General features: G+C 60.0%; 1 protein-coding gene. It reads right to left on the bottom strand.

Going from position 1 to position 513, the window contains the following annotated elements:
- The coding region (locus AC1DT3_RS23935) for a phage tail tape measure protein (RefSeq protein WP_477467627.1) at positions 1 to 380 on the bottom strand (380 nt) is incomplete at its 3' end.
- Positions 381 to 513 lie beyond the last annotated feature (133 nt).

The raw sequence follows: 513 nt of genomic DNA, 5'->3' as shown, positions 1-513 counted from the left end.
AGATAACGCGCCATATCCTTGAGTTCGAACTTACCGGCGTTACCGCCCTCGATCATTATGTCGAAGGTCTTTTGCATCTTGTTGCCCGCGATCTGCATTTGATCGCCGACGGCACCGGCCGCGTTGGCAATGTCGCTGACGTCCGCTCCCGCTGCCTGGGCAGCCTTGGCCACAGCGGGCATGAACTCGCGGATGTCCCGCATGTTCTTGCCCTGAGCAGCGAGCGCATCAAAGCCGGAGACAATCTCATCGAAAGGCATTGCGACTTGCGAGGCCAGATCCTGAGCTTCTTTACGGACAGCCTTCATTTCGTCGCGGGATGCGTCTGCGGTGATTCCAATTCGCGTCAACCGACGCTCGACCTCAGAAAATTCCTTCACTGCCTTTCCGACGCCGAGAGCGATAGCAGCCGGAGCAACTACTCGCGCTGCGGCGCCTACCATCATTGATCCTGCGGCGCCCATCTTCGCTTGCGCAGCCGTAGCGGCGCGGGTTGCAACGGACGCTCGGCCC

Source organism: Microvirga sp. P4_G7 (assembly GCF_056401005.1).
The sequence above is the reverse complement of the archived record's forward strand: the minus strand, read 5'-3'. Positions and strand labels throughout refer to the sequence as shown.